General features: G+C 70.0%; 21 protein-coding genes. 19 read left to right on the forward strand and 2 right to left on the reverse strand.

Annotated features, from left to right (window positions below; translation table 11 throughout):
• Nucleotides 1-101 precede the first annotated feature (101 nt).
• On the forward strand, nt 102-806 hold the full coding sequence (locus JIX56_RS41515) for a FadR/GntR family transcriptional regulator (RefSeq protein WP_257548848.1): 705 nt from the start codon (nt 102-104) through the stop codon (nt 804-806).
• A gap of 126 nt (nt 807-932) precedes the next feature.
• On the opposite strand, the gene JIX56_RS41520 is transcribed toward JIX56_RS41515, so the two are convergent.
• Nucleotides 933-2,099, reverse strand: a complete 1,167-nt coding sequence (locus JIX56_RS41520; RefSeq protein ID WP_257548849.1) for an aminotransferase class V-fold PLP-dependent enzyme — start codon at nt 2,097-2,099, stop codon at nt 933-935.
• Nucleotides 2,100-2,562: 463 nt separating this feature from the next.
• On the opposite strand from JIX56_RS41520, the gene JIX56_RS41525 reads away from it, so the two are divergent.
• Nucleotides 2,563-3,309: an amino acid ABC transporter ATP-binding protein gene (locus JIX56_RS41525; RefSeq protein ID WP_443031957.1), complete on the forward strand. Its 747-nt coding sequence runs from the start codon at nt 2,563-2,565 to the stop codon at nt 3,307-3,309.
• Between the two features lie 49 nt (nt 3,310-3,358).
• On the forward strand, nt 3,359-4,252 hold the full coding sequence (locus tag JIX56_RS41530; RefSeq protein WP_257548850.1) for a glutamate ABC transporter substrate-binding protein: 894 nt from the start codon (nt 3,359-3,361) through the stop codon (nt 4,250-4,252).
• 50 nt (nt 4,253-4,302) lie between these two features.
• Here the strand turns inward: JIX56_RS41530 and JIX56_RS41535 are convergent, their stop codons facing one another.
• Nucleotides 4,303-5,511, reverse strand: coding sequence for an RNA-guided endonuclease InsQ/TnpB family protein (locus JIX56_RS41535; RefSeq protein WP_257548851.1), 1,209 nt, complete (start codon nt 5,509-5,511; stop codon nt 4,303-4,305).
• A gap of 158 nt (nt 5,512-5,669) precedes the next feature.
• On the opposite strand from JIX56_RS41535, the gene JIX56_RS41540 reads away from it, so the two are divergent.
• The 16 genes from JIX56_RS41540 (at nt 5,670) to JIX56_RS41615 (ending at nt 21,877) form a co-directional block, all read left to right on the forward strand.
• Nucleotides 5,670-6,320 (forward strand): amino acid ABC transporter permease, encoded by a 651-nt coding sequence (locus JIX56_RS41540; RefSeq protein WP_257548852.1) that lies wholly within the window; start codon nt 5,670-5,672, stop codon nt 6,318-6,320.
• Nucleotides 6,317-7,183 (forward strand): amino acid ABC transporter permease, encoded by an 867-nt coding sequence (locus JIX56_RS41545; protein ID WP_257548854.1) that lies wholly within the window; start codon nt 6,317-6,319, stop codon nt 7,181-7,183. Before JIX56_RS41540 ends, JIX56_RS41545 begins: the two co-directional genes overlap by 4 nt.
• Nucleotides 7,184-7,466: 283 nt before the next feature.
• Nucleotides 7,467-7,985, forward strand: coding sequence for a GtrA family protein (locus tag JIX56_RS41550; protein WP_257548856.1), 519 nt, complete (start codon nt 7,467-7,469; stop codon nt 7,983-7,985).
• A gap of 290 nt (nt 7,986-8,275) precedes the next feature.
• Nucleotides 8,276-9,298 carry a lytic transglycosylase domain-containing protein gene (locus JIX56_RS41555; protein WP_257548858.1) on the forward strand — a complete coding sequence of 341 codons (1,023 nt, stop codon included), beginning with the start codon at nt 8,276-8,278 and terminating at the stop codon, nt 9,296-9,298.
• A 66-nt stretch (nt 9,299-9,364) separates the two neighbouring features.
• Nucleotides 9,365-10,537, forward strand: a complete 1,173-nt coding sequence (locus tag JIX56_RS41560; protein ID WP_257548859.1) for an RNA polymerase sigma factor — start codon at nt 9,365-9,367, stop codon at nt 10,535-10,537.
• A gap of 214 nt (nt 10,538-10,751) precedes the next feature.
• Entirely contained in the window at nt 10,752-11,696 is a 945-nt protein-coding gene (locus tag JIX56_RS41565) for an ABC transporter ATP-binding protein (RefSeq protein WP_257548861.1), read from the forward strand.
• Entirely contained in the window at nt 11,693-12,463 is a 771-nt protein-coding gene (locus JIX56_RS41570) for an MlaE family ABC transporter permease (RefSeq protein ID WP_257548863.1), read from the forward strand. The genes JIX56_RS41565 and JIX56_RS41570 overlap by 4 nt, the downstream gene beginning before the upstream one ends.
• An 11-nt stretch (nt 12,464-12,474) precedes the next feature.
• Entirely contained in the window at nt 12,475-13,299 is an 825-nt protein-coding gene (locus JIX56_RS41575; RefSeq protein ID WP_257548865.1) for an MlaE family ABC transporter permease, read from the forward strand.
• A gap of 5 nt (nt 13,300-13,304) precedes the next feature.
• A complete protein-coding gene (locus tag JIX56_RS41580; protein ID WP_257548866.1) occupies nt 13,305-14,552 on the forward strand; it encodes an MCE family protein in 1,248 nt (415 codons plus the stop codon).
• Nucleotides 14,549-15,586: an MCE family protein gene (locus JIX56_RS41585; RefSeq protein ID WP_257548868.1), complete on the forward strand. Its 1,038-nt coding sequence runs from the start codon at nt 14,549-14,551 to the stop codon at nt 15,584-15,586. The genes JIX56_RS41580 and JIX56_RS41585 overlap by 4 nt, the downstream gene beginning before the upstream one ends.
• Entirely contained in the window at nt 15,583-16,791 is a 1,209-nt protein-coding gene (locus tag JIX56_RS41590; protein WP_443031958.1) for an MCE family protein, read from the forward strand. Before JIX56_RS41585 ends, JIX56_RS41590 begins: the two co-directional genes overlap by 4 nt.
• On the forward strand, nt 16,788-17,921 hold the full coding sequence (locus JIX56_RS41595; RefSeq protein ID WP_257548870.1) for an MCE family protein: 1,134 nt from the start codon (nt 16,788-16,790) through the stop codon (nt 17,919-17,921). Before JIX56_RS41590 ends, JIX56_RS41595 begins: the two co-directional genes overlap by 4 nt.
• Before the next feature lie 68 nt (nt 17,922-17,989).
• Nucleotides 17,990-19,252, forward strand: coding sequence for an MCE family protein (locus tag JIX56_RS41600; protein ID WP_257551417.1), 1,263 nt, complete (start codon nt 17,990-17,992; stop codon nt 19,250-19,252).
• Entirely contained in the window at nt 19,249-20,526 is a 1,278-nt protein-coding gene (locus tag JIX56_RS41605) for an MCE family protein (protein ID WP_257548872.1), read from the forward strand. Before JIX56_RS41600 ends, JIX56_RS41605 begins: the two co-directional genes overlap by 4 nt.
• A 26-nt stretch (nt 20,527-20,552) precedes the next feature.
• Nucleotides 20,553-21,056, forward strand: coding sequence for a hypothetical protein (locus tag JIX56_RS41610; protein WP_257551418.1), 504 nt, complete (start codon nt 20,553-20,555; stop codon nt 21,054-21,056).
• A gap of 50 nt (nt 21,057-21,106) precedes the next feature.
• The gene (locus tag JIX56_RS41615) at nt 21,107-21,877 is read left to right on the forward strand and encodes a hypothetical protein (RefSeq protein ID WP_257548874.1); all 771 of its coding nucleotides are present in this window, start codon (nt 21,107-21,109) and stop codon (nt 21,875-21,877) included.
• The last annotated feature ends 4 nt before the right edge of the window (nt 21,878-21,881 follow it).

A 21,881-nucleotide genomic window follows, 5' to 3' on the forward strand; every position in this document is an offset into this window, starting at 1 on the left:
GGACCACGCTCTCTCCCCGGGCCGCCTGTTGACCATGGTGGGACGACGTGGAAAGCTGGTCCTACCAGTTGGTCCTACCGATGGCAGGGTGCGAGGAGTCCATGGCGTCACAGCAGTCGCAGGGCCGTCGGCGCAAGCCGGAGCTCGTCGCGGAGGCGTTGCTGGCGAGGATCCGGGAGGGAGAACTTCCGGTCGGCCGGCGACTGCCCTCGGAGCGGGACCTGGCGAGTGAGTACGGCGTGAGCCGGAATGCCATTCGCGAGGCGCTCGCCGTGCTCCAGCTCAGCGGCCATGTCGAGACCCGGCTCGGGGACGGCAGCTACATCGCGCAGCCGGAAGGCCCGGCCCGTGACGAGAACGACGCCGGGCTCGTCGCCGCGCTGAACATCACCGAGTTGCTGCAGGCACGCGAGGCGCTGGAGCTCGCGAGTGCCCTGACGGCGATCCGCAGGGCGACCCGGTCGGACCTGCTCAAGATGGATGCTCTCGTGGCGGAGATGGAAGAGCATCTGGAGCAGGACGACTACGAGAGCTATCTGCGCACCACGATGGACCTGCACCGGGCGGTCGCCGCAGCATCGCGTACGCCGCTGCTGGTCACCCTGGTCAAGGAGCTGACCATCAAGCACCAGAGCCACGAATGGCTGCTGCACACCCGGTACACCCCGGCGATCGGCGCGTATTCGCTGGATGTGCACAGGGCGCTGGTCAGGGCGATCCGCGACAAGGACGTGGTCGCGGTGTACGAGGCGACGAGCCGGCACTATCACGACTATCCGGTGCTGCAGGGGCTGGGCCAGGGATAGGGAAGGCTCCCGGGCCCGGCCGGTCTCACCGGTCGGCCGGGTCCCGGGGACGCACCAAATTCTCGCCGTCCTCGAGCGGGCGGTCACGGGATCGCTCCAGTTGGTTCGGGTCAAGGGATGGGTACGTCAGGCGGCACCGCGGTGCGGAAGGGTCCGCAGTCCACGGCGCAGGAGTGCGGCCAACCGGTCAACGTCGTCGGTGTTGTTGTACAGGCCGAAGGAGACCCGGATGCCGTCGCGTACGGAGGAGAGCCGGGCGCCCTCGGCGGCGAGGAAATCCGCCCACCGTGACGCGGGCAGGTCCAGGACGTGGATGTGCGAGCGGTGTGCGCGCTCCCGCGGCCCCACCAGGGCGATGCCGAGGTCGTCCAGATGCGCGATGAGATGGTCGCCCAGATCCAGTACGTGTCGCTCGATGTCACGGACGCCCAGGCCTTCGATGAGGTCCAGTGCGGCGGCGAGCCCGTGGATCGCCGGGAGGTTGAAGTTGCCGATCTCGAAACGTCGGGCGTCGCTGCGTGGCTCCACACGTCCCGCTCCGACGACGACGTGCTCGTCGGGGTCGGCGACACCGGCCAGCGCCATGTAGGTGGGTCGCAGCCCCTTCGCCCCGTACGGAGTGCAGAGCAGACCGAGCCCCTGGGGCACCAGCAGGCCCTTGTGGCAGCCGGCGGCGAGCGCCGAGACCCCCAGCGCGCGGGCGTCGACGTCGAGGACACCGACGGACTGCATGGCGTCGACCACGACCTCGGCCCCGTGTGCGCGAGCGAGTCGGGCGATGCCCGCCACATCGTTGCGCTGACCGTTGTGGAACATCACATGCGAGAGGGCGATCGCACGGGTCCGGTCGTCGACGTACGCGGCGAAGGTGTCGGCGTCGGCCCACTTCTTCCGCCTGTCCTGCGGGACCATCCGCACCTCGAGCCCGTCCGGTTGCCGGCTGAGCCAGGCGTACGCGACGTTGGGGTGTTCGCCCTCGAGGAGCAGCACGTTGTCACCCGGCTCCACGTGGAGGCCGTGGGCGGCGATGTTGAGGCCTTCCGAGGTGTTCTTGGTGAAGGCGATCTCGCCGGCGCCCACTCCCAGGAAGGCCGCCAGCCGCGCACGCACGTCCGTCAGCCGTGCCAGCCAGCGCTTCTTCGGGCCGGCGGACTCCAGTGCCTCGTCGTAGAAGGCGTCGAGGGCGGTACGGACGGGCACCGACAGCGGGGTCTGGTGAGCGGCGTCCAGGTACAGGAACTGCTCCGCCGCCGGGAAGTGGGAACGCGGGGGCGCGCTTGCTCTGGCACTCACTGAGGCGATCTCTTTCCTCTGCTCCGGGCCGGGCACCTCGCTAATTGGCCCAACCGGTAGTACCAATCCTGCCTACGGTCCCCTCGGAGGTCAAGGGCGATCTCCAGGCGTTCGATCGAGTGGTGGGCGACGGCCGCTCGGTTGATCCTGTTCAGGGCTGCGGCGAAGCGGATCCGCGCGACTGTTGTGCAAAGCGTTTTGGGTCCCTAGCTTGGCTGGACCGGTAGGGCCAACGGCCTCAATTGGCGTCTGCTTCCTGGTTGTGGAGAGAGGTGCATCGTAAGGGTCATGCGCATTTGGTCCGCTCTGACCGGACCTGTAACACAAGCGTCACGAGCAATTCGACGGCGACTCTTGACAGAGGCGACTGGCAGACCTTCCATTGGTCCGACAGGTTGGACCAATGGCCTTCCGGTCCCACCACTGCTGGTGACCCGTCCTCCTCACAGCTAGGTAGCAGCTCATGTCTTCCTTGTCCCCACTGCTGTCCCTCCGCGGGGTCAACAAGCACTTCGGGGCGCTTCACGTCCTGGCCGATATCGATCTGGACGTCGCCAGGGGAGAGGTCGTCGTGGTGATCGGCCCTTCCGGTTCGGGAAAGTCGACGCTGTGTCGCACGATCAACCGACTGGAGACGATCGGATCGGGGAGCATCACCCTGGACGGGAGTGAACTGCCCAGTGAGGGCGGCGAGTTGGCCGCACTGCGGGCCGACGTGGGCATGGTCTTCCAGTCCTTCAACCTCTTCGCGCACAAGACCGTGCTGGAGAACGTGACGCTCGGTCCCGTCAAGGTCCGTAAGGCGGCGAAGGCCGCGGCGGAGCAGCGTGCCTTCCAGTTGCTGGAGCGGGTCGGGGTGGCCGCCCAGGCCCACAAGTACCCCGCCCAGCTCTCAGGTGGGCAGCAGCAGCGGGTCGCCATCGCTCGTGCGCTGGCCATGGACCCCAAGGTACTGCTGTTCGACGAGCCCACCTCGGCCCTGGACCCGGAGATGGTCAACGAGGTCCTCGACGTCATGACGTCCCTGGCCCGCGAGGGCATGACCATGGTCGTCGTCACCCACGAGATGGGCTTCGCGCGTCGCGCTGCCGACCGGGTGGTCTTCATGGCCGACGGCCGCATCGTCGAGGAGGCGCGGCCGGACCACTTCTTCTCGGCGCCGAAGAGCGAACGCGCCAGGGACTTCCTGTCGAAAATCCTCAGCCACTGATCCCGGGCTCCCGTCCACCACACCCTCGTATCACCCAAGGGAAAACACGATGACCCAGCACAGACATGCCCTCACGATGATCGCAACGACCGCCGCCCTGGCCCTGGGCCTTTCCGCGTGCGGCGGAAGCGGATCGGAGAACACCGCCGGCTCCTCCACGGCCAAGCCCACGTTCGCGGCGGGCACCACGATGGCCAAGCTGTCCGCCGCCGGCAAGATGACGATCGGTACGAAGTTCGATGTGCCGCTCTTCGGCCTCAAGGGCCTGGACGGCAAGCCGGCCGGCTTCGATGTGGAGATAGCCAAGATCATCGCAGGCGAACTCGGCATCGCCCCCGGAGACATCACCTGGGTCGAGACCCCGTCCAAGGTCCGGGAGGAGTATCTGGAGCAGGGCAAGGCCGACCTGATCACCGCGACCTACACGATCAACGACGAGCGCCGCAAGCGCGTGACCTTCGCCGGTCCCTACTACGACGCCGGCTCGACCCTGATGGTCGAGAGCGACAACAAGGACATCACCGGCCCGGAGTCGCTCAAGGACGCGAGCCTCAAGGTGTGTACGGCCACCGGCTCCGTCGACTCCGAGAACATCAAGCAGTACCTCGAGGACCCGGGCAAGCAGCTGGTCCTGTTCGACGTCTACAGCAAGTGCGCCGACGCCCTGCGCACCGGTCAGGTCGACGCCGTCACCACCGACAGCGCCATCCTCCTCGGCTTCGTCTCGGCCTCCAAGGGCAAGTTCAGGACCGTCGGTGAGACCTTCTACGACCAGCCCTTCGGCATCGGCATCAAGAAGGGCGACGTCGAGTTCTGCGAGTTCGTCAACGATGTGCTCACCGACGCGGAGGAGGACGGCAGCTACGCGAAGGCATGGAAGGACTCCGTCGGCGACGCGGCTCCGGAGGTCCCGGCCCTTCCCCAACTCGGCCCCTGCGAGTGATCCGCGCCTAGCTGTGCGATTCGGAGCAGACACTTGGCTTCCTCCCCCGCCTAAAGGCGGGGGATTCCAGCGGTCGCCCGCTGGGCTTCCTGCTTCACCGACGACTGCCCCGTCCGGGAGGACTCCCGTTGAGGTCTTACACCGTCTCCACAGGCAGACGCCGCCAGCCCGGCGGCCAGGATGTTGCGTGCCGCGTTCACGTCGCGGTCATGCACGGTGCCGCACTCACACGTCCACTCGCGGACGTTCAGCGGCAGTTTCCCGCGGACCGTGCCACAGGCCCCGCACAGCTTCGAGCTGGGGAACCAGCGGTCGATCACGACGAGTTCGCGCCCGTACCAGGCGCACTTGTACTCCAGCATGTGCCGGAGTTCCGTCCAGGCCGCGTCAGAGATGGCGCGCGCGAGCCTGCCGTTCTTCAGCAGATTGCGGACGGTCAGGTCCTCGATCACGACCGTTTGGTTCTCACGGACGAGTCGAGTCGACAGCTTGTGAAGGAAGTCCCGGCGCCGGTCGGCGATCCGGACGTGCACCTTGGCGACCTTCCGGCGGGCCTGCTCCCGGTTCGCGGAGCCCTTGGCCTTGCGGGACAGCTCCCGCTGCGCCTTCGCCAGGCGGACGCGGTCGCGGCGCTCGTGCCGGGGGTTGGCGATCTTCTCCCCGGTGGACAGTGTCACCAGGGACGTCACACCCGCGTCGACACCGACGGCGTCGGCCGTGGCCGGGGCGGGGACGATGGTGTCCTCGCACAGCATGGACACGAACCAGCGCCCCGCGGCGTCGCGGGACACGGTCACCGTCGTCGGCTCCGCACCCTCCGGCAGGGGACGGGACCAGCGGATGTCCAAAGGCTCCGCCATCTTCGCCAGCGTCAGGTGCCCCTCGCGCCACGTGAAGGCACTGCGGGTGTACTCGGCCGACGCGCGGGACTTCTTCCGGCTTTTGTAGCGCGGGTACTTCGCGCGCCTGGCGAAGAAGTTGGTGAACCCCGTCTGGAGGTGACGGAGCGCCTGCTGGAGCGGGACGGAGGACACCTCGGCCAGGAAGGCCAGGTCCTCGGTCTTCTTCCACTCCGTCAGTGCGGCGGACGACTGCACGTAGGAGATCCGGCGCTGCTCGCCGTACCAGGCCCGCGTGCGCTCCTCCAGCGCCTTGTTGTACACGAGGCGGACGCAGCCGAACGTGCGCGACAGCTCAGCTGCCTGCTCGTCGGTGGGGTAGAAGCGGTACTTGAACGCCCGCTTGACCTGCTGCGTCACACCTCACACGCTATCAGATTGCATGTGAGGCAAAGGTGTCGACTGATGACCGGCGGACGCCGGTCCGCCCTGATGGGGAACCGGCTTCTTCTGCCCTGCTCCGCAGGAGTCCGTTTCCTCCCCGGTCTGAAGGCCGGGGTATCCACGGAGGAGTCCCGATGAACGTGATCGTCGACAACGCGGGGCTCTTCTGGTCCGGTTGGCTGAAGACCATAGAAATCTGCGTCTACGCGGCCATCGGCTCGCTCGTCCTCGGTATGGCCGTCGCCGTGGCCCGGGTCTCCCCGGTGCCGCTGCTACAACGCCTGGGCGCCCTGTGGGTCCAGTGCGTGCGCAACTGCCCGCTCACCGTCGTGCTGTTCTTCATGGCGTTCGGTCTGCCCGAAGTCGGCCTTCACGGCAGCTACTTCTGGTTCGGGGTGGCCGGGCTGATCTGCTACACGTCCGGCTTCGTCTGTGAAGCCGTACGCAGCGGGATCGGCGCGGTACCGGCCGGCCAGGTCGAGGCGGCGCGCGCCGTCGGCCTGACCTTCGGCGCGGGCCTGCGGCTGGTGGTCATGCCGCAGGCCCTGCGATCGATGGTCCCGCCGCTGGGCAACGCCCTGATCGCCATGATTAAGAACTCGGCGATCGTCGGCGCCTTCGGCGTCGGCGGCGAACTCTTCAGCGTGGCCGACACCCTGACCTCGTCCCGGGGCCTTCCCGCACTGCCCACCCTCACCGGCGTCGTCGCCGGATACCTCCTGCTGATCCTTCCCTTCGGATTCCTGCTCAGCCGTTTGGAGCGCAAGGTGGCGATCGCCCGATGACCGCGACCCATGTCCTGTACGACGCCCCGGGTCCGCGCACCCGTCGGCGGATCCGCCGGGGCACCGCCGCCCTGCTGACGGCGCTGGCCGCCGTGCTGGCCCTCGTCGTCGCCAGGCTCTCCCGGCAGGGGCAGCTCGACGAGGCCAAATGGAGTCCTCTGGTCAACCCCTCCGATCCGCAGTTCGGGCTGGTCTGGGACTTCCTGGGCGGCGGCCTGACGGCCACTCTGCAGGCGGCCGCCGTCTCCATCGTGCTGTCCCTCGTCCTGGGCAGCGTGCTCGCCGTCACCCGGGTCACGGCCGCGGCGTGGTATCGCTGGGCGGTCGTGGGGTTCATCGAACTCTTCCGCGGTGTCCCCGTGGTGCTGTCCGTCTTCTTCGCCGCCCGCGTCCTGCCGGAGATCGGCATCGACCTGCCGACCATGTGGTTCCTCGTCATCGGCCTGACGCTCTACAACTCGGTCGTCATCGCCGAGGTCATCCGCGCCGGCATCCAGGCCCTGCCCAAGGGACAGGCGGAGGCCGCGTACGCCATCGGCCTCACCCGGGGCGCCACCCTGCGGCTGATTCTGCTCCCGCAGGCCTTCCGGATCACCCTCCCCGTGCTCATCGGGCAGTTGGTGGTCGTCCTGAAGGACACGTCGCTGGGCTTCATCATCAGCTACGAAGAGCTGTTGCGCCGGGGCCAGATCGCCGTCCAGACGCTGGAGAACCCGCTGCAGATGTTCTTCGTCATCGGAACCATCTTCATCCTGGTCAACTTCAGCCTCTCCAAGCTGGCCGAAGCCGTGCAGCGCCGGCTGTCCCGCCCCGGGCGCAGAAGCGATCCACCCGCCGTGGCGGCCACCGGGACCGCTACCTGAGCCGGCGTGGGGATTCTTCTGTGGCTGCGTGTCATCGACCGGCCGGGCCCCGACCGCGCGCCACCTTCCGCCCTTCGTGGTCGGCCCGGTGCCGGCGACCGTGAAAGCTCAGCCGTCGATCATTGCCGGCTCACAGATTTGTCACGAAGTTCCGCGACGGTGCTCCTGTCACCGAAAACGGAGAGAGCAGATGCTGGGGCACCGATCAAGCGCAAGAGCTGCGTCGGAGGCGATGCGACGCGGTACGGCCGCTCGGACGAGGAGAGCGCGGCGTGCGGAGCAGGTGGGGGCCCGCGAGGACGACGCGTGCCGGCCCCCGGCTGTTCCTGGTCCGCTCGGCGCCTTCGCCCGGTTCGTGCTGTGCGGCGGCGGTGTCGGGGTCGCCTCCAGTCCGTCCGTGGCGCTGCTGGCCGGGCTGGTTCCCTGGGTGGTGGCGAACGCGCTGATCACCGTCGCTTCCACCCTCCTCGCCACAGAGCTCCACGCCCGTTTCACTTTCGGGGCCGGGCGGCATGCCGGATGGCGCGAGCACGTGCAGTCCGCAGGGTCGGCCTCGGTCGCCTACGTGGTGACGTGCGCCGCGATGCTCGTACTCCAAGCGGTGCAGCCGTCGGCCGGGATCCTGCTCGAGCAGGCCGTCTACCTCGGCGCCGCCGCGCTCACCGGAATCGGACGTTTCCTGGTGCTACGCCTGTTCGTCTTCGCCGACGGCGGGACCTGGACCACGGCGCGGGCCAAGAGCCCGGCGCGGGTTCACGAGGACAGCGGGACGCTGTCCTGGTCCCTCCCTGTTCCGGCGTGAGTCGGCCCGGATCCCCGGATTCCTTCCAGGGAGGCAGGTCGGCCACCGATGCCGGCGCATGCCCCGACTGGTCGTCGCGAACCCTCCAGGGCGGACGACACTGCTCCCCTGCTTGCTCCTCCTCTTGTTCATCCTCCGGCGACGGACGTGCCGACCGCCCGCGTAGAGCAGAGGACGGAATCCGCACAGGGAGGGGCCGCGAAGTGGCGGTGCGCAGGTTGTTCAGGACGGTCGGTACGGCGAGAGGGGCACTCAGAGGGACCAGATGTACGGCGATCGCGGCGGCGGCGATGGCCGCGCTGACCGCCTCGCAGGCGCCGGGGACCTCGGCACAGGCCGCGGAGCCGGCGCGGAACGCGGCGCGCGCCGAGCGCGGGCCGAGTGTGTCCGGCGACGCCCCGTACCGCACCCAGCTTCCGCCACTGCGGGCCGCGAAGTCCGACGAGGACACGGCCGTGGGGCCGGTCGGCGGTGCACTGCCCGCGACCGTGTTCGCCGCGTACCGGCGCGCGGAGTCGGAGCTCGCGGGCACCGCACCGGGATGCCGGCTGGAATGGCAGTTGCTGGCCGCCATCGGCCAGGTGGAGTCGGGGCAGGCGCATGGCGGCCGGGTGACCTCGGACGGCACGGCCGTGACACCGATCCTCGGCCCCCGGCTGAACGGCGGCGCCTTCGCGGTCATCCGGGACACCGACGGCGGCCGGTACGACGGGGACACGGCGTATGACCGGGCGGTGGGCCCGATGCAGTTCATCCCGTCGACCTGGACCCGCTGGGGCGCGGACGGCAACGGCGACGGACGGGCCGATCCGAACAACGTCTTCGACGCGGCGCTCGCCGCCGGGCGCTATCTGTGCGCGGGCGGGCGGGACCTCTCCGACCCGGCCGACCTGGATCGGGCGATCCTCGGATACAACCACTCAGCGGCCTATCTGCGGACGGTCAGGGCCTGGTACGCGTACTTCCTGGTGGGGCATCGAGTGGTGCCGGACCAGAGCGCCGGGTCGTCCGCGCGACCGGAACCGTCGCGAGCGAGCAGCACACACGAACCCTCGCCGGAGGCGTCCGAGCGCCCGGGCGCGGGCCCGTCCACGACGCCGTCCACACCGCCCGCCTCGCCCTCACCCTCCCCCTCCTCCTCTCCCGGCCCGTCTCGTCCGGCGACCGGAGGGGAGGAGCCGCCGCTCCCCGTACCCGATCCGGGCGTGGAGCTGCCCGGCGACGACGTACTGCCCGGTGCCGGCCCACTGACCGGCAACGGTGGGGACACGATGCGCCCGGCCCCCTCCACAACCATGGATACCGGGCGGTAATGTCGCCCCCCGCCGGACGGCACGAGACGGCGGAGTGAGCGCGAAGGGGCCCTCATGGCGACGGACATGCCTGCTGAGACAGAGGCGGCCACAGCGGCTGGGGCAGAGGCGGCCCTGCCTGCCGGGACAGAGGCGGACCACCACCGTTGGCAGCACATGTGGAGCCACCGAGAGCAGTTGCTCAAGGTGGCCCGGCGCAGGTCGATGAGCCCGGAGGACGCCGAGGACGCCGTGCACGAGGCGATGCTGCGCGCCGCCGAGCGCCCGGACCTCGACGACGAGCGCCTCGGCGCCTGGCTGACGACCGTGACCATGCGGCTGTGCGTCGACCGGTACCGGCAGGTCAACCGTGAGGCCGAGGTGCGCACCAGCCCCACGCTGATCGCACCGGGCCCGGTGCCCGTCGAGGAGGCGGTGTGCGACCGGGCCGAGGCGAGGTGGCTGGCCGTGCGCAGCGGGGAGCTGCCCGCCCGGCAGGCGGAGGCGCTGCGGCTCAAGTCCGAGGACCTGGACGTCGGCCAGGTCGCCACGGAGATGGGGCTGAGCTACCGGACCGTCGAGTCGCTGCTCGCCCGGGCCCGGCGGACGCTGCGCGCCTCGCTGGCCGGGACGCTCGGGGTGGTGCTGTTTCTGCTCGGGCGCGGACGGCCGCGGGGAGGCGGGAGGGCACAGGCCGTGGCCGTCGCCTCGACGGCGGCGACCCTGGCGGTGGCGGGGTTCGTGCTGCCGTACGCGCTCGACGGGAGCGGGGACGGTCCGGCTGCTCCGCGGCCCTCCGTGTCCGGGCCCCCGGAGGCGCTCACGACCGACGGGGACGGCCGGGTGCGCGCGCCGGAGCCCCGCGAGTCGTCGCCCGAGTCGGCCGCGGCTCCCGGCGACGGTCCGGCGGGATCCGCGCCCGACGACGGATCGCTGCTGCCGCTGTCCGTGCCGCCCCTGCCCGAGGCCTCGGTGCCCTTGCTTCCGGGGCTGCCGGCGCCCGAGGTTCCTGAGGTTCCCGAGGTCCCGGGCGTGCCCGAGCTGCCGGACACGCCAGACATACCGCACATCCCCGATGTCCCCGATGTCCCAGATATGCCGGATGCATCGGATGTGCCGGTCGAGTCCGCCGTCCCCTCAGTGACGTCGAGGCCGTCGGTGTCGTCGGTGTCGTCGGTGTCGTCGATGTCGTCGGTTCCGGACACGCCCGTCGTACCGTCCGCTCCCCTCTCCCTCCCCACCGCGACCGCGCTCCCGTAAACGCGCAGGTCCGGCGACTCGTAAGACCGCCTGCCCAGCCGTCCGGAACCCGTCCGCGAACCCGTCCGAGGACCCGTCCGCAAACCCGTCCGCGAACCCGTCCGAGGACCCGTCTGCAAACCCGTCCGAAAAAAATCGGCCTCGCGCGACGGACGCCCCGCCCCTCCCCGTAGAGCAGATGTCGGAGCTGCTCCACGGCTGAAGGGTGAACCGGATGGGTGTCGAGATCTGTGTGGAAGGGCTGACCAAGTCCTTCGGTCACCAGGTCATCTGGCAGGACGTCTCGCTGACGCTGCCCGCCGGGGAGGTATCGGTCATGCTCGGCCCCTCGGGCACGGGCAAGTCGGTGTTCCTCAAGACGCTCGTCGGGCTGCTGAAGCCGGAACGCGGCTCGATCAAGGTCGCCGGGCGGGACATCACGAAGCTCCGTGAGCACGACCTGTACGAGGTGCGGAAGCTGTTCGGGGTGCTGTTCCAGGACGGCGCGCTGTTCGGCTCGATGAACCTGTACGACAACATCGCCTTCCCGCTGCGCGAGCACACCCGCAAGTCCGAGAGCCAGGTCCGGCGCATCGTGCTGGAGAAGATGGACATGGTCGGGCTGATCGGCGCCGAGGGGAAACTGCCCGGCGAGATCTCCGGTGGTATGCGCAAGCGAGCCGGGCTGGCACGGGCCCTGGTCCTGGACCCCGAGATCATCCTCTTCGACGAGCCCGACTCCGGCCTCGACCCCGTACGCGTCGCCTACCTCAACCAGCTGATCATCGACCTCAACGCGCAGATCGACGCCACCTTCCTGATCGTCACGCACGACATCGCCTCGGCCCGCCAGGTGCCGGACAACATCGGATTGCTGTTCCGGCGTGAGCTGGTGATGTTCGGCCCCCGCGAGAAACTGCTGACCAGCGACGAGCCCGTCGTACGCCAGTTTCTGAACGGCCGGATGCAGGGGCCGATCGGTATGGCGGAGGAGAAGGACGCCGCCCAGGTCGAGCAGGAGCTGGCACAGCTCGGCGACGGCGAGCACACCACGACGCCCGGCAGTCAGGAGCTGCCTCCCCGCCTGCTGCCGGGTCCGGGCATCACCAGGCCGCCCCGCTGGGAGGCCATCGCCAAGCGGGAGGCCGAACCGCGTCGGCGGGAGGTGGCCGGAGCGTGAGCCTGTCGCCGACCGGAGCGCTGCGGCACTCGGGCAACCTCTTCGCCATGGCGTTGGACGTCGTGCGGACCATCCCCCGACGGCCGTTCCAGGCGCGGGAGTTCATCCAGCAGACGTGGTTCGTCGCGAGCGTCACGATCCTGCCCACGGCCCTCGTGTCGATCCCCTTCGGGGCCGTCATCGCCCTCCAGATAGGCAGCCTGACCCGGCAACTCGGCGCCCAGTCCTTCGCGGGTGCCGCCTCCGTCCTCGCCGTCCTGCGGGAGGCCTCGCCGATCGTCACCGCGCTGCTGATCGCGGGCGCGGGCGGTACGGCGATCTGCGCGGACCTCGGGGCGCGCAAGATCCGGGACGAGATCGACGCCATGCAGGTACTCGGCATCGACCCGATCCACCGGCTGGTCGTACCCCGCGTACTGGCCTCCATGGTGGTGGCCGTGCTGCTCAACGGCCTGGTGTCGGTCGTGGGCGTGGCCGGCGGCTACTTCTTCAACGTGATCCTCCAGAACGGCACGCCCGGCGCGTATCTGGCGTCCTTCACCACCCTCGCCCAGCTCTCCGACCTGTGGGCGGCGGAGGTGAAGGCGCTGGTGTTCGGGGCGATCGCCGGGATCGTCGCCTCGTACAAGGGGCTCACCGCGAAGGGCGGACCCAAGGGCGTCGGCGACGCGGTCAACCAGTCCGTGGTGATCACCTTCATGTTGCTGTTCGTGACCAACTTCGTGATGACCGCGGTGTACTTCCAAGTCGTCCCGCAGAGGGGCTGAGGGAACCGACGATGCGACCTCTACGACTCCTCGACCGCCCGCTCCGCTCGCTGGAGGAGCTGGGCACCCAACTCTCCTTCTACGGCCGCTCGCTCGCGTGGACCGGCCGCACCCTGCGCCGCTACAAGAAGGAGATCGTGCGGCTGCTCGCCGAGGTGAGCTTCGGGCGCGGGGCACTGGCCGTCGTCGGCGGCACGGTCGGCGTCATCGCCTTCCTGTCGTTCTTCACCGGCACCGAGGTGGGCCTCCAGGGCTACGCGGCCCTCAACCAGCTCGGCACCTCCAACTTCGTGGCCTTCCTGTCGGCGTACTTCAACACCCGGGAGATCGCCCCGCTGGTGGCCGGACTCGCCCTGTCCGCCACGGTCGGCGCCGGCTTCACCGCACAGCTCGGAGCGATGCGGATCAGTGAGGAGACCGACGCCCTGGAGGTGATGGGCGTGCCCTCGCTGCCGTTCCTGGTGACCACCAGGATGGTCGCCGGTTTCGTCGCCGTGATCCCGCTGTACGTGATCGGCCTGCTGTCCTCCTACCTCGCCGCCCGCACCATCACCACCGTCTACTACGGGCAGTCGACCGGCACGTACGACCACTACTTCCACCAGTACCTGCCGCCCGTCGACGTCCTGTGGTCCTTCGGCAAGGTGATCGTCTTCGCCGTACTGATCATCCTGGTGCACTGCTACTACGGCTACTACGCGAGCGGCGGACCCGCCGGGGTCGGCGTCGCCGTGGGCCGTGCGGTGCGGACCTCGATCGTCGCCATCAACGTCCTGGACTTCTTTCTGAGCCTCGCGATCTGGGGCGCCAACACGACCGTACGGATCGCGGGGTGAGGTCGATGAGAGTACTGAGACTTCGGTTGTACGGCGTCGCCTTCGTGGCCGTGCTCGCGCTGCTGCTGTCGCTCGCCGTGGCCGTCTACCAGCAGGCGTTCACCTCGGTGGTGCGCATCACCCTGGAGGCCGGCAGCCTCGGCAACCAGCTGGATCCGCGCGCCGACGTCAAGCTGCGCGGGCTGCTGGTCGGCGAGGTCCGCGCGGTGCGCGCGGACGGCGAGAAGGCGACCCTCGACATCGCGCTCAAGCCGGAGCACGTCGCGTTCATCCCGGCGGACGTGCACGCCCGGCTGCTGCCCAAGACGCTGTTCGGCGAGAAGTACGTCGACCTCGTCGCACCGCGCGGCTCCTCGGCCCGGCCCATCCGCGCCGGGGACGTCATCACCCAGGACCGTACGAAGGCGGGCATGGAACTGCAGCGGTTGCTGAACGACCTGCTGCCGCTGCTGCGCACGGTCGAGCCGGCCGAACTGAACGCCACACTCTCGGCGTTCGCCACCGCGCTGGAGGGCCGCGGCGACCGGATCGGAGACAACCTCACCCGCGTCGAAAGCTATCTGCGCCGCCTCAACCCGCATCTGCCGGCCCTCAAGGAGGACATCTCGCGCTTCGCCGATGTCGCCGAGGTGTACGGGGACGCGGCGCCCGACCTGATGCGGATCCTGCGGAACACGGTCACCACCAGCCGCACGGTCGTCGAGAAGAAGGACCGGCTGGCCGCCGCGCTCCGCACCACGGCGACCGTCGCGGGCACCGGTGAGAACTTCTTCGACACGAACGGCGACCGGCTGATCACGCTGGGCCGGGTCTCCCGACCCACCCTGGAACTGTTCGCCCGCTACTCACCCGAGTACCCCTGCCTCCTCGAAGGCCTGGTCCGGCAGGAGAAGGCGTCCGAGGAGGCGTTCCGGGGCGGCCGGATGCGGATCACCCTCGAAGTCGTACGCCCGCAGGCCGCGTACGAGCCCGGCGAGGAGCCGCGCTACGCCGAGCGGTCCGGGCCGGACTGCCGGGGGCTGCCCCGTCCACCGGTGCCCGCACCCCACACGGAGCTCAACGACGGTACGTCGCCCGGCGGTTCGGGCGGCGCCCTGCCCGGAGGTGCCCACGTGTCCGCCACCGAGGCCGAGCAGCGGGCCGTGGGCTCGCTCGTGGCCCCCGTCCTGGGCGTACCGGCGGACGAGGTGCCGCCCGTCGCGACCCTGTTGTTCGGCCCGCTGGCCAGGGGAACGGCGGTGAGCGTCGCATGAGGACCACAGGAGCCCGTCAAGCCGCCGCCCCGCTGGTGAAGTTCGGCGTCTTCGCGCTGGTCACGATCCTGGCGACGGCCCTGCTCGCCGCCACCATCGTCAACATCTCCTTCGCGCCGAAGGACACCTACCGGGCGGTGTTCAGCGATGTGACCGGCCTGGAGGAGGGCGACGACATCCGCGTGGCCGGGGTGCGGGTCGGCGAGGTCGAGGGCATCCGGATCAAGGACCGGACGCTGGCCGAGGTCACCTTCACGGTCATCGCGGACCGCCCACTCCTCACCAGTACCGGCGCGGTCGTCCGCTACCGGAACCTGGTCGGGCAGCGGTACATCGCGCTCACCGAGGGCGTCGGCGACAGCACCCGGCTGCGGCCCGGCGGCACCATCCCGCTGTCCAGGACCCAGCCCGCGCTGGACCTCAACGCGCTGCTGAACGGCTTCAAGCCGCTGTTCGCCGCGCTCAGCCCGAGTGACGTCAACCAGCTCGCCACCGAGATCATCAAAACCCTGCAGGGCGAGGGCGGCACGGTGAACAGCCTGCTCGCGCACACGGCGTCGCTCACCACGACGCTCGCCGACCGCGACGAGCTGATCGGCTCCGTGATCGACAACCTCAACTCCGTACTGAAGACGCTCGACCGGCGCGGTGCCCGCTTCTCCGGGCTGCTGAAGCAACTGCGGCGGGTGATCTCCGGACTGTCCACCGACCGCAAGCCCATCGGGAAGTCCCTGGTGAGCATCGGCGACCTCACGGAGGCCACGTCGGGGCTCCTGCACGACGCCCGCCCGCCGCTGAAGGACGACATCGCCGGGCTGGGCGAGCTCACCGGAACGCTGAACAGGAACGAGAAGACCGTGGAGGGCGTCCTGAAGCGGCTGCCGAACAAGCTCACCGAGCTGACGGGGACGGCGTCCTACGGCTCGTGGTTCAACTTCTACCTCTGCGACTTCGACGGACGGATCGTGCTGCCGAAGACGGAGCAGGTACTCACCCCCGAGTTCCACGTGGCGCGGGCGAGGTGCGGCGCATGAGGATCCGCATCGTGCCGCGCAGGACGCGGCGCCGCCGCCCCGAGCCCCTGATGAAGGTGCGCGTCCTGCCACCGAGGCTGCCCGGGCTGTCGAAGCTGCTCGGACTGCCGAAGCCGCGGCTTCTCCCGCGCGGGAAGCGACGCCCCGAGCCTCTCGTGAAGGTGCGCGTTCTGCCACCGAGGCTGCCGAGGATCAGGCTGCCCCGGAAGGCGGGCCGCCCGCGGCTGAAGCCGTTCCGGGACCGCAACCCCGTCGTCGTCGGCGCGGTCGGCCTCACCACCCTCGCGCTGCTGACCGTGGCCGCGTTCAACGCCGACAGCCTGCCGGTGATCGGCGGCGGCGAGACGTACAGCGCCGCCTTCTCGGAGGCGGGCGGCCTCAAGCCGGGCGACGAGGTGCGGATCGCCGGGGTCAAGGTCGGCAAGGTCGAGGACGTCGATCTCGACGGCGACCACGTCAAGGTGACCTTCAAGGTCAAGCACGACCCGGACTTCGGCACCGGGACCGGTGCGTCCATCCGGGTCAAGACGATCCTCGGCGCGAAGTACCTGGCGCTGCACCCGAAGGGACCGGGCCAACTGGAGCCGGGCAGCGAGATCCCGCTGCGGCGGACGGTGTCCGCGTACGACGTCGTGCAGGCCTTCAGCGACCTGACGACCACGACGGAGGAGGTCGACGCGGAACAGCTCGCCAAGGCGCTGGACACGATCTCCACCACCTTCCAGGACTCGCCCGCGGAGGTCCGGGCCTCCATCAAGGGACTGTCACGGATCTCCCGGACGGTGGCCTCGCGCGACAAGGCGCTGCGCGGGCTCCTCGACCACGCGAACGGGGTCACCGGGGTCCTGGCCGACCACTCGGAGGACTTCTCCGCGCTGGTGAAGGACGGCGACAAGCTGTTCAAGGAGATCAGCAAGCGGCGCGCCGCGATCCACAAACTGCTCAAGAACTCCGCCCTGCTGGGCATCGAGCTCTCCGGCCTGGTCGAGGACAACCGGGAGGAGATCGGGCCCGCGCTCAAGAACCTCAACACCTTCGTCAGGATGCTCGAACGCAACCAGGCGAGCCTGGACCGGAGCGTCAAGCTGCTCGCGCCCTACGTCCGGGTCTTCACCAACACCCTCGGCAACGGCCAGTGGTTCGACTCCTACGTCCAGAACCTGGTCGCCGCCCCGGTGGTGCCACGTACGGGAGGCTCACGATGACCAGGCGCCCGTCCGTCCCGCGCACCCTGGCACTGCTCACCGCGCTCGCGGTCCTCGCCGCGCTCGCGGTCGTACTGTGGCCGCGCCCCCAGGCCGTCCGGGTCACGGCGTACTTCCCGCGCACCGTCGGTATCTACCCCGGCTCGGACGTCCGTGTCCTCGGCGTCCGCATCGGCGAGGTCAAGCGGATCACCCCGGAGGGCAGCCGGGTGCGCGTCGAGCTGGAGTACGAGGAGGGCCGCAGGCTGCCCGCCGACGCGCAGGCCGCCATCATCAACTCCTCGGTCGTCAGCGACCGTTACGTGCAGCTGCTGCCGGTGTACCGCAAGGGCCCGGTACTGCGGGACGGCGACGTCATTCCCGAGTCGCGCACGGCCGTCCCCGTCGAGCTGGACCGGATCTTCGACAGCCTGCACACCACGTCCGAGGCGCTCGGCCCGAAGGGCGCGAACAAGGACGGCTCCCTGTCGCGGCTGCTGGGCGTGAGCGCGGACAACCTCGAAGGCCAGGGCGAGAACCTCAACCAGACCGTCGAGGATCTCTCGCAGGCCGTCACCACCTTGTCCGACGGGCGGGGTGACCTGTTCGGCACCGTACAGAACCTCCAGGTGTTCACGGCCGCGCTGGCGGCCGACGACCGACGCGTCCGGTCGTTCAACGGCAGCCTCGCCGACGTGGCGGAGCAGCTCGCCGGGGAGCGCAAGGACCTCGCGGCGGCGCTGGAGCACCTGGGTGCGGCACTCGGCGACGTGTCGGAGTTCGTGAAGAAGAACAAGAAGTCACTGACCTCGAACGTGCGGGGCCTCAGCAAGGTCACCAAGGTCCTGGTCACCCAACGCGCCGCGCTGGAGGAGCTGTTGGAGGTCGCCCCCACGGGTCTGTCGAACCTGCAGAACGCCTACAACGCCTCCGCCGGCACGCTCGACACCCGCAACAACCCCGAGGAGCCGCAGGACCCGGCCTCCCTCCTGTGCTCCCTTCTGAAGACGATCGGGGACGAGGGCGGCAAGAACCCCGACTGCGCGGAGCTGAAGAAGCTCTTCGACTCCCTGCCCGAGGTACCGACGGCCCCCGCCACGACGGGCACGGTCGACCGAACGCTCGGCGGAATCCTGGAGGCCCGAGCATGAGCCCGCCTACGAACCGACGCATGAGCCCGCGTACGAGGCGAGACGTGAGCGTGTCGCGCAGGGGACGGATGGTCGCGTGGACGGCCGCCGGTTCGCTGCTGCTGTCGGGCTGCGGGTTCAACGGCTGGTACGACGTCCAGCTCCCCGGAGGAGCGGCGGCGGACGGCCGCGCCTACCACGTCACGGTCGAGTTCAGGGACGTACTGGACCTGGTGCCGCAGTCGGCGGTCAAGGTCGATGGCGTCACCGTGGGCGCGGTCGAGAAGGTGGAGCTGGTCGGCTGGCACGCCCGGGTCCGACTGCGCGTCGCCGACTCGGTGAAGCTGCCCGCCAACGCGGTCGCCGATCTCCGCCAGACCAGCATGCTCGGCGAGAAGTACGTGGCGCTGTCCGCGCCGGTCGGTACCGCGCCCGTCGGACGGCTCCGCGACGGCGACCGCGTCCCGCTGTCCCGCAGCGGACGCAACCCGGAGATCGAGGAGGTGCTGTCCGCCCTGTCCGCGCTTCTCAACGGCGGCGGCGTCGCCCAGCTCAAGACGATCACCGTCGAGCTCAACAAGGCCCTGGAGGGCCGCGAGAACCGGGTCAGGTCCCTGCTCACGGAACTCGACACGTTCCTCGGCGGCCTCGACGGGCAGCGCGCGGACATCGTCCGCGCCCTCAAGGGCATCGACCGGCTGGCCAAGCGGCTGAGGAAGGAGGAGAAGACGATCGCCGAGGCCGTCGACACGCTGCCGCCCGCGCTGAAGGTCCTCGCCGACCAGCGCCGTGACCTGACACGGATGCTCACCGCCCTGTCGAAGCTGGGCAAGACCGGCACCCGCGTCGTGAACGCCTCGCGGGACGACACCGTCGCCAACCTCAAGCAGCTGAGGCCGATCCTGCAGCAGCTCGACAAGGCGGGCGACGACCTGCCCAACTCCCTTGAGCTGCTGACCACTTATCCATTCCCGCGCAACGTGGTCGACGCCGTCGAGGGCGACTACGTCAACCTCGCGGTCACCGCCGACCTCGACCTGGCGGGCATCTACGGCAACGTCACGGACAAGCCCGGCGAGTCCGGCGGCTCCGGTGAGGGTGACGAAGGCTCCGGCACCCCGGACCTCCCGGACCTGCCGGACCTCCCGGACGTGCCCGGTGTCCCGACGCCGACCGCGCTGCCCAAGGCCCCGGAGGTTCCGGTCGAGCCTTCGGCGCCCACGGACGGCGACGACCTGCTGTGCCCGCCGGTGTGCACCGCGGGCTACGGCCCCCGAGGGGACTCCGGCCGCCTCCCGGCGGGGATCGACCTCGCGCTCGCCGAGCTCATGCTGAAGGGAATACAGCCGTGATCACACGTACGGTCAAGGCCCAGCTGCTCGCCTTCGCCGTCCTCACCGGCGTGGGGGTGTCGTACGTCGGCGCCGAGTACACGGGCCTGGTGGACGACGTCCTCGACCGCGGCTACACCGTGCGGGCCGACTTCGCCGCGTCCGGGGGCATCTTCTCCGGCGCCGAGGTCACCTACCGAGGGGTGCCGGTGGGCCGGGTGGGCGAGCTGCGGCTGTCCGGCTCGGGGGTGTCGGTGGCCCTGGAGATCGAGGACGACGCACCCCGTATTCCGGCCGACACCCTGGCGGTGGTCGCCAACCGTTCGGCGGTGGGGGAGCAGTACGTCGATCTGCAACCGCGGCGGACCGGCGGACCGTACCTGCTCGACGGCAGCCCGATACCGCGCGAGCGCACGCGGGTGCCGCTGCCCACCACCGACCTCGTCGTCAGCCTCGACCGGTTGGTCAACTCGGTCGGCAAGGACGATCTGCGGACCACCGTCGACGAGTTGGGCAAGGCCTTCTCCGGCACCGGGCCACGGCTGAGCCGGCTGGTGGACTCGGGCAACGAACTCGTCGAGGCGGCGTCGGACACGCTCCCGGAGACGATCTCGCTGATCGAGGACTCGCGGACGGTACTCAAGACACAGTCCGACCAGGGTTCGGCCATCAAGTCGTTCTCCCGCGATCTGGCGGCGCTCACGGCTGAGTTGAAGGCGAGTGACGGGGACCTGCGCCGGCTGATCGACAACGCGGTGCCCGCCGCACAGGAGATCGACTCCCTGCTGAAGTCCACCCGGCCGGACCTGCCGGTCCTGCTGGCCAACCTCATCAGCGGCGGCCAGGTCACCGTGGCGCGGCTGCCCGGAGTCGAACAGGCCCTGGTCACCTTCCCGGTCGTCGTCGCCGGCAGCTACACGGTCGTCCCGGGCGACGGCACCACCCACTTCGGCCTCGTCCTCGGCGCCGACGACCCGCCGCCGTGCACCCAGGGGTACGACGGGACACGGCGGCGCGACCCCGCCGACACCAGCACGCGCCCGGCGAACACCGACGCACGTTGCACGGCGCCGCGCGGCAGCGACACCTCGGTGCGCGGCGCGCAGAACGCCCCCGGCGCGTCGGCGGGTTCGTACGGCGCCGAACGGGCCGCATACGTCACCCCGTACGACCCGGACACCGGCACCGCCACCGGCCCGGACGGGACACCCGTCGAGATCGGCTCGACGGGCGGCGAACAGACCGTCTTCGGAAAGGAGTCGTGGCAATGGCTACTCGTCGGACCGATGGCATGAACGTCGGCGGTGGGAAGACCGAGGGCATGAACGTCGGCGGTGGGAAGCGGGGGCGCCACAGGGCGCTGTCCGCCGGACTCGTCGTCGCGACCGTCCTGACGACCGCGCTGTCGGTCTGGCTGGCCGTGGGGCTGTCCGGGCAGCGCGCGGCGGAGCAGCGGCGGCAGGACGTCCTGGCGGCGGCCCGCCAGTCGGCGCTGAACTTCACCTCGCTCGACTACCGCCACTACGACCGGGACAGCGGGAACGTGCTCAAGAGCGCCACCGGCGACTTCAAGGAGCAGTTCGCCGCGCAGACCGACCAGTTGACCGAACTGGTCGCCGAGAACAAGTCCGTGTCCGAGGGGCAGGTCCTCGAAGCGGGCATCGTGCGGTCCGACACCCGGTCCGCCCGGGTTCTGGTCGTCGCCGACAGCAAGGTGACCAACACCGCCGTGCCCGACGGAGAGGCGCGCACCTACCGGCTCCAGCTCGACCTCGTACTCAAGGACGGCCAATGGCTGACCTCCGACGTCGAGTTCGTGGGCTGACGACCGGCCTCCCGTACGAACAGCAGGCACCAGAGTTGAGGAGAAAGACCGTGGTGAACACGACCTCGCGAAGCCGCGGCGCCGGCTCCCCCGCCCGCCGCACCATGACCGCGGCCGCCCGCGCGGCGGCCAAGCGCACCCGACGCGTGGAGGACCCCGCCAACGAGGCACCACCACGGGCCGAGGAGCGGTACTCCGGGCGCACGGTGGTGATCGATGCTCCGGGAGGGTGGGACGACCCGCCGGAGCCGGCCCCGGAGCCGGACCAGGTGCCTGAGTCCGAGGCGGTGCCGGAGGAGGGCGCGTCCGTACGACGGCCCTGGCGACGGCTGCTCACGATGACGCTCTGCGTCGTGCTCGTGGGAGGTCTGGTCGCCCTCGCCGTGCTCGGCCGGCAGTACCGGGAGGGGCTGCGCGCGGAACAGGCGCGGGGAGAGGCGCTCGCGGCCGCGCGGAAGGCGGCGCCCGTCGTCCTGTCGTACGACTACCGGCATCTCGACCGGGACTTCGCCCGGGCCCGCACCCATCTGACCGGCGCCTTTCGCGACGAGTACCGCAGGACCACGACGACGGTCGTGGGACCGACCGCCAGGAAGTACCACGGCGTGGTGAAGGCGACGGTGACGGCACCCACAGGCGGTGGCCGGCCTGCGGCGTCCGTCGTGTCGGCCGGACCGGACAAGGCCGTGGTCCTGCTGTTCGTCAACCAGGTCACCACGAGCACCCAGGTGACGGGGTCCCGCATGGATCTGAACCGGGTGCGGATGACGCTCACCCGCACCTCCGAGGGCTGGAAGGTGAGCGCCGTGGACGCGCTCTAGGACG

This window comes from Streptomyces sp. CA-210063, assembly GCF_024612015.1.
In the GTDB taxonomy this organism is placed as follows: Bacteria; Actinomycetota; Actinomycetes; order Streptomycetales; family Streptomycetaceae; genus Streptomyces.

What these genes read in the sequence shown, in the direction of transcription:
- JIX56_RS41515 (WP_257548848.1), top strand. Translation starts at nt 102, where the DNA reads ATGGCGTCACAGCAGTCGCAGGGCCGTCGGCGCAAGCCGGAGCTCGTC.
- JIX56_RS41525 (WP_443031957.1), top strand. Translation starts at nt 2,563, where the DNA reads ATGTCTTCCTTGTCCCCACTGCTGTCCCTCCGCGGGGTCAACAAGCAC.
- JIX56_RS41530 (WP_257548850.1), top strand. Translation starts at nt 3,359, where the DNA reads ATGACCCAGCACAGACATGCCCTCACGATGATCGCAACGACCGCCGCC.
- JIX56_RS41540 (WP_257548852.1), top strand. Translation starts at nt 5,670, where the DNA reads ATGAACGTGATCGTCGACAACGCGGGGCTCTTCTGGTCCGGTTGGCTG.
- JIX56_RS41545 (WP_257548854.1), top strand. Translation starts at nt 6,317, where the DNA reads ATGACCGCGACCCATGTCCTGTACGACGCCCCGGGTCCGCGCACCCGT.
- JIX56_RS41555 (WP_257548858.1), top strand. Translation starts at nt 8,276, where the DNA reads ATGGCCGCGCTGACCGCCTCGCAGGCGCCGGGGACCTCGGCACAGGCC.
- JIX56_RS41560 (WP_257548859.1), top strand. Translation starts at nt 9,365, where the DNA reads ATGCCTGCTGAGACAGAGGCGGCCACAGCGGCTGGGGCAGAGGCGGCC.
- JIX56_RS41565 (WP_257548861.1), top strand. Translation starts at nt 10,752, where the DNA reads ATGGGTGTCGAGATCTGTGTGGAAGGGCTGACCAAGTCCTTCGGTCAC.
- JIX56_RS41575 (WP_257548865.1), top strand. Translation starts at nt 12,475, where the DNA reads ATGCGACCTCTACGACTCCTCGACCGCCCGCTCCGCTCGCTGGAGGAG.
- JIX56_RS41580 (WP_257548866.1), top strand. Translation starts at nt 13,305, where the DNA reads ATGAGAGTACTGAGACTTCGGTTGTACGGCGTCGCCTTCGTGGCCGTG.
- JIX56_RS41585 (WP_257548868.1), top strand. Translation starts at nt 14,549, where the DNA reads ATGAGGACCACAGGAGCCCGTCAAGCCGCCGCCCCGCTGGTGAAGTTC.
- JIX56_RS41590 (WP_443031958.1), top strand. Translation starts at nt 15,583, where the DNA reads ATGAGGATCCGCATCGTGCCGCGCAGGACGCGGCGCCGCCGCCCCGAG.
- JIX56_RS41595 (WP_257548870.1), top strand. Translation starts at nt 16,788, where the DNA reads ATGACCAGGCGCCCGTCCGTCCCGCGCACCCTGGCACTGCTCACCGCG.
- JIX56_RS41600 (WP_257551417.1), top strand. Translation starts at nt 17,990, where the DNA reads ATGGTCGCGTGGACGGCCGCCGGTTCGCTGCTGCTGTCGGGCTGCGGG.
- JIX56_RS41610 (WP_257551418.1), top strand. Translation starts at nt 20,553, where the DNA reads ATGAACGTCGGCGGTGGGAAGCGGGGGCGCCACAGGGCGCTGTCCGCC.